Source organism: Brevundimonas diminuta ATCC 11568, from assembly GCF_000204035.1.
Taxonomy (GTDB): domain Bacteria; phylum Pseudomonadota; class Alphaproteobacteria; order Caulobacterales; family Caulobacteraceae; genus Brevundimonas; species Brevundimonas diminuta.
The window spans coordinates 68,674-77,544 of sequence record NZ_GL883086.1 but is presented as its reverse complement, the minus strand read 5'-3'; the positions used below and the strand labels follow the sequence as shown (position 1 = coordinate 77,544).

The following is an 8,871-nucleotide window of genomic DNA, read 5'->3' as shown; positions in this document are numbered from 1 at the left end:
ACACCACTTTGACCGACTGGCACAAAACCGCGCCTTAAGTCACCCGGGAAACACTCCCGCGAACAGCCCCATCAGCGCCGTGACCAACGCGGTCGCACCTAGCACAACCAACAACGGCAGCGCGACCTCTGCCCGAACCGCTTCGCCATCGCGCGCCTGATACATCGGCACCACGATGCGCAGATAGACCGCCAGCGCCAGCACGCTGTTAAGGATCCCGATCACCGCCAGCCAAAGATAGCCCGCCTCGATCGCGGCTCCGAACAGCAGCACCTTGCCGACAAAGCCGAAGAGCGGCGGAATACCGGTCAGCGACAGCAGGAACACGACCATCGCCACACCGATCAATGGGCGCGCGCGGCCGAAGCCCTTGAAGTCGTCCAGATTGCGGCCCGCGATCACTATGACTGCAAAGGCTCCAAGGTTCATCGCCACATAGGCCGCGCCGAACACGATCACCGAAGGCAGGGCCAACGGACTGGTGCCAAGCGCCACAATCCCCAGCATGAAATAGCCCGCCTGCGCCACCGAGGAATAGGCCAGCAGCCGCACGACATTGCTCTGCACCAGGGCGGCCAGATAGCCGAATGACATCGTCACCGCCGCGATCAGCGCGACGACGACGGGCCAGCCGGTAGCGACAGGCAGATCGCGCAGCACCTGCGCAAAGGCAAAAATCGCCGCCACCTTGGTGATCACCGACAGAAAAGCCGCGACCGATACCGGCGCGCCGTCATAGGCGTCGGGTGCCCAGAACTGGAACGGCACCAGCGCCGCCTTGTAGCCCAGTCCGATCAGCACCGCGACCAGCCCCGCCAGCGCGATCAGCGGCTTGCTTTGAAGCGCACCAAGCTCGGAAAAAAGCGTCGATCCGGCACCACCGAACCAGAAGGTCAGCCCGTAGATCATCACCGATCCGGTGACGGCGCCGAACACCAGATATTTCATCGCCGCCTCGGTCGCCGCATCGTCGCGCGGCCAGGCTACCATCGCGAAGGAGCCCAGACCCGTCAGCACCACGCCCAGCACCAGCAGCATCATGTCGCCACCGCCCGCCAGCATCAGCGCCCCAAGCGTCACAAGACAAAGCAGCGTATAGACACTTCCCTCGCGGTCCTTCCCGGCAATCTCGGCCCGCGTCATCAGAAGCGCCAGCGCGGTGCCTGGCAGCAGGATCAGCTTGGCCCAGCCCGACAGCAGATCGACTCGGTAGGTGCCGCCAAAGACGCTGGTGTCGGCCTCCAGCAGCGGCAACGTCAGCGCGGTGGACAGGCCCAGCCCGATCAGCCCGAATGTCAGTGCCAGACGCGGCGCACGCAGCATCTCGGCCACCAGCATCAGCACGACCGTCGAGGCCAACATCAGTTCGGGAAACAGAAAGGACAGGTCGCGCGCCATCAGAGTTGCAGCGCCCGCATCGTCACGTCGATCATGTTCAGCAACCAAGACGGCGCCACCCCGATCAGGATGATGAGGACAAGCAGCGGCACGATGGCCAGCATCTCGCCCCGGTCCAGATCGGGCATCGCCGCCCATTTCTCGTTTCGCTCGCCCAGAAATACCGCCGCGATCGCGCGCAGATAAAGCCCCGCCGTCACCACGATGGCGATGATCGCCACGATGGCCCAGGGCTGGGCATTCAGTGTGGCCAGGAAGATCTGAAATTCAGCCGGGAAATGCGCCAACCCCGGCAGCCCGAGCGAGGCAAAGGCCGACAGCACGAAGGCCCAGCCCAGCCATGGCACCTGCCCCAGCAGCCCGCCGAACGCGGTCATCTCGCGTTCGTGGGCGCGCGACTGCAACATGCCGACGAGAAAGAACAACGCCCCGGTGACGATGCCGTGGCTGACCATCTGCAAGGTCGCACCATTGAGTGCGACCGCCCGCAAGTCAGGGTCCAGCGTCAGCGCCGCCACCGCGACGCCGATCACCACATAGCCCATGTGGTTCACCGACGTATAGGCGATCATCTTCTTCAGATCTGACTGCGCCAGCGCCACGAAGGCACCGTAAAGGGCGCTGAATACGCCAAAGGCCAGCACCACCTGACCGGCCTGCGCAAAGGCGTCGGGCGTCATCTGTAAGGCGAAACGCACAAGGCCGTATGTGCCGAATTTCAGCATCACCCCGGCGAGGATCACGCTGCCCACGGTCGGGGCCTGCACGTGGGCCGCGGGCAGCCAAGTATGCACTGGAAAGGACGGGATCTTGACCGCGAAGGTGAACAGCATCGCGATCAGCGCCAGCATCGCCGCCAGCCCAGTCAGTGGCGGCGCCTCGATCCACAGCCGCATGTCAAAACTTCCCGTGGCCAGATACAGCCCGATGATCGCCAGCAACAGCGGCAGCGAGCCTAGCAGCGTGTAGATGAAGAACATCAGCCCGGCGCGCTGGCGTTCTTCATAGCCCCAGCCGACGATCATGAAGTACATGCCGACCAGCGACACTTCAAAGAAGACGTAGAACAGGAGCGCGTCCAGCGCCGCGAAGGTGCCGATCGACGCGGTCTCCAGCATCAGCATCAGCGCGACAAAGACCGCCGGGCGGTCGGTGATCCGCGCCGCATAGATTGCCGACAGGAAAAACAGCAGCGAGGTCAGCAGGATCAGCGGCAGGCTCAGCCCGTCGACGCCAACCCGGAAGGCGGCACCAATGGCCGGGATCCAGGCGATTTCCTCGACCTGCGCGAAACCGTCCGGCAGCGTGCCCCGCGCCCAGATCGCCAGCGTCACAACGAAGGTCAGCCCGGTGGTGGCGATGGAAACGCCATGGGCGATGCGCGCCGACTTGTTTGGCAGGGCCATCAGCAGCACGCCACCAAGAAGCGGTAGAAAGACGGAGATCGAGAGAAGGGGCATGGCGGGGTCGTCTTTCTTCAGGGGGACATCGGTAAGATCAGCAGCACCGCCGCGATGACGGCAATGCCCATGACTGTCAGGGCGAGTTCGCGGTGGATCAGCCCGCTTTGCAGCAGGCGCAGGCGGCGGCCGGCGGCGATTGTCCGGGCGACAAGGCCGAAGATCAGCCCGTCGATGCCATGGGTGTCGGTGTTTTCGGCGCCGTCGCCAAGGCGCAGGTTCATCCGGCCCACCTGAAGGGTCGCGGCATAAAGCCGTTTGTCTGAACGCTCGGCACTGGATGCGGTGCCAAGGCTCAAGATCCGCACAAGGCCAAGTTGCGACGCCAGCAGACGCCGTTCGAATCCTTCACAGGCGGCGGCAAAAGCCAGCGACGGGCGCAGCACCAGCCCGTCCATACCGCCCGCGACGGCAAAGCCGCGCTGCGCCATCGGCAGAACCGGCCCCATCAGGCGGGCAGGTTGGATGAACCAGCCCAGCACCAGGCCGCTCAGCGCGGCGGCAAGCCCGAGGATCATCGCGGCCCCTTCCGTCGGCAGCTCGGACTCCAGCAGATGTTCCAGCGGCGCGAAGGCGAACCCAAGCCCCGCCGCCAGCGCCGTCAGCACCGCCATGCCCGCAGACATCCAGCCCATGCCCTTGCCGGAAACCGGCTGTGCCTCGCCGCCCCACAACACCCGCAGTGCGCGCGCCATATAGGCGCCGGTCAAAACTGCACCCGCCAGCGCTAGGGGCGCCAGCCAGATCGCACCCGGAGCGGCCAGAGCGGCGGCGATGATCGCGTCCTTGGAAAAGAACCCGGCCAGCGGCGGAATACCCGCCAGCGCCAGCGCGGCAATGCCGAAGGCAGCAAGGATCAGCGGGCGCGTCCGGCCCGCGCCCGCGACCGCCTCCATATCGGTGCCGTCGCGATCATGCTGGAACACGCCCGCGCCCAGAAACAGCGTGCTCTTGATCGCCGCGTGGGCAATCAGGTGCAGCAGCGCCGCCGCCGGCACACCCGCGCCAATGGCCAACAACATCAGCCCGTACTGGCTGGAGGTCGAGGCCGCCAGCAGCCGCTTCAGGTCCCGCTCGGCCAGCGCGATCAGCCCGGTGACAACCGCCGTTATGCCGCCCACCAGGCCAACGGCCAGAAGCGCACCCGACGGCAGCATCGGCGCCACGCGGATCAGCAGGATCGCCCCCGCCGCCACCAGAGTCGCGGAATGCAGCAAAGCGGAGACCGGCGTCGGGCCGGCCATGGCGCGCTGCAACCAGTCCTGCAACGGCACCTGCGCCGACTTGCCCATCGCGCCGATCAGCAACAGCAACCCGGCGACCAGTGCGGGCGTGCCGCTAATCGCCAATGTAGCCGAGATTTCCGAGGTGCCGGCCCAGCCGATCAGCACAAAAATCCCCAGATAAAGGCCCAGATCGGCGCTGCGGGTGTACAGAAACGCCCGTATCGCGGCATTGGGCACGCCGTCGCGGCCATGCCAGAAGCCGATCAGCAGATAGCTGGAAAAGCCGATCAGTTCCCACGCGGCCAGCACGGTGATCCAGTCGCCCGCCAGCACCAGCGCCTGCATCGCCGCGACAAACAGCAGCAGGATGCCGAAAAAGCGCGGCCTTTCGGGGTCGCTGCGCATGTAACCCACGGCATAGACCACCACAAAAGCCGCCACCGTCGCCACCATGGCCGAAACGATCGCCGTCAGCGGCGTCGCGACCAGCCGCAGCGGCATTTGCGGCAGGCCCGGCAGGACCATCTGCACCGCATTGCCCGCAATCGCACCCGCTAGAACCGCCATCGCCGCGAGGAACCCGAGGCCGACGCCCGCAAGCGCAATCGCTTCGGGTGCGCGGCGCAGCGCCAGCGCCACAAGCCCCGCCAGAAGCGGCGCGAGGAGGGTGAGTGCCAGCATCGTCATCCCTTCAACTCCCGCGCTTCTTCCATCTCGACCGATCCGCGCACCCGGAACCGCGCGATGGCAATGGCAAAGCCGACCGCCATTTCGACCGCCATCACCGCCATCACGATCAGCACGAACATCTGACCGGCAGGTTCATCGGGGTGCAGATAGCGCCAGAAGGCCACCAGATTGACCAGTGCTGCGGCCAAAATCAGCTCGACCCCCATGATGATCATCACCAGGTTGGTCTGGCTGAGCGCGCCGTAGAGCCCGACACCAAACAGCCCCGCGCCGACGCCGAGCGCGATCATCAGCTCCAGGATCATTTGCGCTGCTCCGCGTTGGGGACAATGGCCACCATCGTGGCCGCGATCATCGCCGTGAGGATGGTCAGCCCCGCCGACTGGAAAATGAACATCGACCGGCCCAGCAATTCGCGCCCCAGATCGGCGGCCTGTTCATGCGCGCCCGGCACGGACAGGGCGACCGGACCCCAATCGGGCAGCCATACCAGCAGCAAGGCGGCCAGCAGCCCAATGCCCCCGGCCCAGAGCGACAAGCGTTTCTGGTGGGTCATGTCCATTTTGCCCATGCCGCCGGGATCCATCATGAACATCACCATGAAGATGGCCATCACGCTCATTTCCGTGGCCATCATCATGATCTGCAACACACCCAGAAACTCGGCCTGCATGACCAGAAACATCGCACCGATCGCGGTTTGCGAAAACAGCAGCGCCAGCGCCGAACGCACCATCGAATGGGTGCGAAAGACCACGACGCCGAACCAAACCGCCGCCGCGCCGAAGAACGCCAGAAAGATCATCTGAACCGTCATATCGGCACCACCAGCGCGATCACGCCCACGACAAAGATATTGGCCAGCGCCAGCGAGATCCCCAGCTTCCAACTCAGCGCCAGATAGCGCGCCTCGCGGATGCGCGGCATGTAGCGCCCGATGCTCAGCATGGCCGCAGCCACGGCCAGGATCTTGATCGTGCTCCAGGCCCAGGCGGGCAGCCACGGGCCCAGCCAGCCGCCCAGATAGAAGGTCACGGTCGCCCCCGCCAGCGCCAGGATAATGACCATCCGCGCCAGCCGCAGCACCGCCAGCCGCACGCCGGTATATTCCGCCTCGACCCCGCCGGCCAATTCGCCGGTCGCATCGGGCAGGTCCAGCGGCGGCAGCCAGGCCAGCCCCATCGCCGCCACGACGAACAGGACAAATCCGATGGGCTGGTAAAGCACGTTCCAAAGCTGCGCCTGCGAGGCGACGATCTCTACCGTCGACAGCGATTCCGCGCGCATGGCGACGGCGGTGATCGGCATCACGATCAGCATCGCATAGGCGATGAACTGGCCCAGAAACCGCCAGCCCGCGATCATGGCGTAGGCCCCGTTCGGCCCCCAACCGGCCATGATCAGCGCCACCAGCACATAGGCCAGAGCAGCGTTCAGAAACAGCGCCCCGGTCGCCAGATCGGTGATGATAAGCCCCGGCGCCAGCGGAATCACCGCCACCGCCAACAATCCCGCCACCAAAAGCAGCACCGGCCCAAGCTCAAAGAACAACCGGTCGGATTTGCGCGCCAGCAGCGATTCCCGGCCCAAGAGCGCCAGTGCGGCCCAGGCCGGACCGGTCAGGCTCATATGGCCGTGCACTGCCCATCGTTCGATGACGGCCAGCGCATAGGCCCCGGCGGCGAGCGACAAGAGAACGACAAGAATGGTCATCCGCGAATCTCCCACGGCGACAGGTCAAGCGAGACGACAGCGGTCAAGGCATCGCCCAGTTCCTGCTGCGCCGTCAGCGTTTCGACCAGGGCAAGGTTCACGGTGGAGGGTGTGTCGAGATCAGCCTGGACCACCTTGCCATCCACCAGCCTGACGCGCAGCTGCGCCGCTCCGCGCGGTGTTTCGATGCGGGCCGCGCCCTCGCCCGAAACCGTTTTCACATCCCGCACCTGCGGCATTGCAATAATCCCGGCGGCCGCGATCAGGTCGAGGCTTTGTGCGATCTCGTCACAGCGCAGCCGAAACCGGGCCAGGGCATCGCCGCCTTCCTGTAGTCGCATCTCGAAACCGAGCGCTGCCAGCGTTGGATCGTCGATGCGGGCATCCGACCCGCCGCCCCGCGCCCGGTCCACCGGGCCGCTCGCCGGGGTGTCCTTGCCGATGGGCGCGATGCCACCCAGCCGCATCCGCATCAGCGGCGCTGTCTCGACCCGGCGGATCAGCGCCCTGATCGCCCCGGCCTGCGCGGCGATCCCGTCAATGTCAGCGCCTTGAACAGCCAATTGCAACGCCCCGGCCCGCGCGGCAAGCCAGAGAAACCCCGACTGCAGGCCGAAATCGGCCAGCCAGCCCAGATGGCTGGCGATTCGCTCGCGTTCCACGGCGGCGGCGCGGCCACGGCGCGCGTTCTGGCCGGGGTCGACGCGGGCGGCCTCCTCGATCGATGCGCAGGCGAGAATGCGATAGGCCACGGGGCTGAGCGGCATCATCGCGGCCAGACGCTCGACGAAATCGCCTGCCGTCATCTGCGGGCCATCCACCAGCTCCGCCCTGCACACAAGGCTTCTGGCGTCGCTGGCCGCCACTGTATCGCCGTCCAGCGTCAGGGTCAGGCGCAGCCCTGCGGGCAGGCCGGGAAAGAACGGCCCGAACGGCACCTCGATCCAGTCCATCTGCAACCCGTCGCTGCTGCGCGGCTGGCCTTCTGTCAGTTCGACCATCGACATGAAATGCGGCTCGATCCCGTCGACAGTGGCCTTGGAGTGGCCGCCATGTCCGGCATGCCCATCGTGGCCGGAATGGTCCTGCTGTTTGCCATGACCGCCGTGACCGCCATGCCCGTGACCGTGACCGGGACCGTGGCTTTCCACCTCCTCCGCCTTCACCAGGTTCATGCCGCATTTGGGGCACTTGCCCGGTGCGTCGCTGATCACCTCGGGGTGCATCGGGCAAGTGTATGCCCCCGACCCGCCCGCGTCGTGAGCGTGGCCCGCATGTGCGTGATCGCCGGGGTTTGGCCTGTCCTCCCGGGGCATGTCGTGGCCACCGTGCCCACCATGTCCATCGGACGCTGTTTCGCGCGGCACCAGCGTCATGCCACATTTGGGGCAGTCTCCGGGGGCGTCGCGGACAATCTCGGGATGCATTGGGCAGGTGTATTCCACGCGCACCTCAAGAGCGGCGGCGGTAAACTCCCCGGTGTTTGCGCGAAACGCGCCTGCCGCGACAACGCGGCGCAGATCGGCCAACCCAGAGTGCAGCCCGGCCTGTGTCAGTGGTGCCGAGACGTCCGCATCGGGCAACGGGGCGATGTCGCCCGCGCCCAGTGCAAGGATCGTGCGCGGACGCGGCATCTGTGCATAGGCCACGGCGGCCGCATCGCGCAGCCCTACGTCCAAGGGGCCCGCAATAATCAGCACGTTCGCATGGCGCGGGGTGCCCACAATCCGCAGGTGCGCATTGGCAAGGTCGATCCCCATCGACCGCGCGACAGACGGGCCGGGCAGCACAAAGGCCGTCAGATCGCGCGCCATGGCCGCCGCGACCGCCCGCCTGATCCCGTACATCGCGCCCTCTCGCGCCCCGGCTATGGTCATTGCCGCCTCAACGCGCCCTGGCTCCAGCCATAGAGCAGGCCCAGGAACAGGATTGAGAGGAAAACGCCCATGTCGAGCAATGCGATCAGCCCTTCTTCGCGGTAGACGACCGCCCACGGATACATGAACGCCATCTCCATATCAAAGGCCAGAAACAGCAGCGCATAACCGGCATAGCGCGCATGATAGCGGACCCAGACCGGATCGCGCGACAAGGTACCGGCCGTGGCGGGCACGCCCTTGCCCGGTTCCGAGCGCGTGCGCCCGATGGCCCGGGCGAGCCCGTAGAGGCTGAGCACGAAACCGAACACACCGACACTCAGCCCGAAAAGGATCGCGTATTGGGAAAGCTCGCTCATCCGTGTTACCTCCTTCGTGTGCTCGACTCTCTAAAGTGTTAAGGGTTTAAGCAGAAAGGCACAATCAAACCAACGCCAGCGGCCATGCTGCCGTTATGCTAAGTGTCACATCCCGGCAGGTAGTATGGCTGTTTCCTGAACAGTGAAC

General features: G+C 65.8%; 8 protein-coding genes. All 8 read right to left on the bottom strand.

From position 1 onward, the window contains the following. Nucleotides 1-39: 39 nt before the first annotated feature. The 8 genes from BDIM_RS04080 to BDIM_RS04045 are packed head-to-tail and all read right to left on the bottom strand — an operon-like array spanning nt 40 to nt 8,723. A complete protein-coding gene (locus BDIM_RS04080) occupies nt 40-1,398 on the bottom strand; it encodes an NADH-quinone oxidoreductase subunit N (protein ID WP_003164311.1) in 1,359 nt (452 codons plus the stop codon). Further along, the gene (locus BDIM_RS04075) at nt 1,398-2,858 is read right to left on the bottom strand and encodes a complex I subunit 4 family protein (protein WP_040344977.1); all 1,461 of its coding nucleotides are present in this window, start codon (nt 2,856-2,858) and stop codon (nt 1,398-1,400) included. Before BDIM_RS04075 ends, BDIM_RS04080 begins: the two co-directional genes overlap by 1 nt. A gap of 17 nt (nt 2,859-2,875) precedes the next feature. Continuing rightward, nucleotides 2,876-4,771, bottom strand: coding sequence for an NADH-quinone oxidoreductase subunit 5 family protein (locus BDIM_RS04070; RefSeq protein ID WP_040344975.1), 1,896 nt, complete (start codon nt 4,769-4,771; stop codon nt 2,876-2,878). Continuing rightward, the gene (gene nuoK, locus BDIM_RS04065; RefSeq protein ID WP_003164308.1) at nt 4,768-5,079 is read right to left on the bottom strand and encodes an NADH-quinone oxidoreductase subunit NuoK; all 312 of its coding nucleotides are present in this window, start codon (nt 5,077-5,079) and stop codon (nt 4,768-4,770) included. The genes BDIM_RS04070 and nuoK overlap by 4 nt, the downstream gene beginning before the upstream one ends. Next, nucleotides 5,076-5,579, bottom strand: coding sequence for an NADH-quinone oxidoreductase subunit J family protein (locus BDIM_RS04060; protein ID WP_235362832.1), 504 nt, complete (start codon nt 5,577-5,579; stop codon nt 5,076-5,078). The genes nuoK and BDIM_RS04060 overlap by 4 nt, the downstream gene beginning before the upstream one ends. A gap of 8 nt (nt 5,580-5,587) precedes the next feature. Next, nucleotides 5,588-6,487 (bottom strand): NADH-quinone oxidoreductase subunit H, encoded by a 900-nt coding sequence (locus BDIM_RS04055; protein ID WP_040344972.1) that lies wholly within the window; start codon nt 6,485-6,487, stop codon nt 5,588-5,590. After that, nucleotides 6,484-8,364 (bottom strand): heavy metal-binding domain-containing protein, encoded by a 1,881-nt coding sequence (locus BDIM_RS18280; protein ID WP_211205964.1) that lies wholly within the window; start codon nt 8,362-8,364, stop codon nt 6,484-6,486. Before BDIM_RS18280 ends, BDIM_RS04055 begins: the two co-directional genes overlap by 4 nt. Then, nucleotides 8,361-8,723: an NADH-quinone oxidoreductase subunit A gene (locus BDIM_RS04045; RefSeq protein WP_040344971.1), complete on the bottom strand. Its 363-nt coding sequence runs from the start codon at nt 8,721-8,723 to the stop codon at nt 8,361-8,363. Before BDIM_RS04045 ends, BDIM_RS18280 begins: the two co-directional genes overlap by 4 nt. Nucleotides 8,724-8,871: the final 148 nt, after the last annotated feature.

Excerpts from the sequence above, each read along its gene's own strand:
- BDIM_RS04055 (WP_040344972.1), bottom strand. The coding sequence starts at position 6,487 with ATGACCATTCTTGTCGTTCTCTTGTCGCTCGCCGCCGGGGCCTATGCG.
- nuoK (WP_003164308.1), bottom strand. The coding sequence starts at position 5,079 with ATGATCCTGGAGCTGATGATCGCGCTCGGCGTCGGCGCGGGGCTGTTT.
- BDIM_RS18280 (WP_211205964.1), bottom strand. The coding sequence starts at position 8,364 with ATGACCATAGCCGGGGCGCGAGAGGGCGCGATGTACGGGATCAGGCGG.
- BDIM_RS04070 (WP_040344975.1), bottom strand. The coding sequence starts at position 4,771 with ATGACGATGCTGGCACTCACCCTCCTCGCGCCGCTTCTGGCGGGGCTT.
- BDIM_RS04060 (WP_235362832.1), bottom strand. The coding sequence starts at position 5,579 with ATGATCTTTCTGGCGTTCTTCGGCGCGGCGGCGGTTTGGTTCGGCGTC.
- BDIM_RS04075 (WP_040344977.1), bottom strand. The coding sequence starts at position 2,858 with ATGCCCCTTCTCTCGATCTCCGTCTTTCTACCGCTTCTTGGTGGCGTG.
- BDIM_RS04045 (WP_040344971.1), bottom strand. The coding sequence starts at position 8,723 with ATGAGCGAGCTTTCCCAATACGCGATCCTTTTCGGGCTGAGTGTCGGT.
- BDIM_RS04080 (WP_003164311.1), bottom strand. The coding sequence starts at position 1,398 with ATGGCGCGCGACCTGTCCTTTCTGTTTCCCGAACTGATGTTGGCCTCG.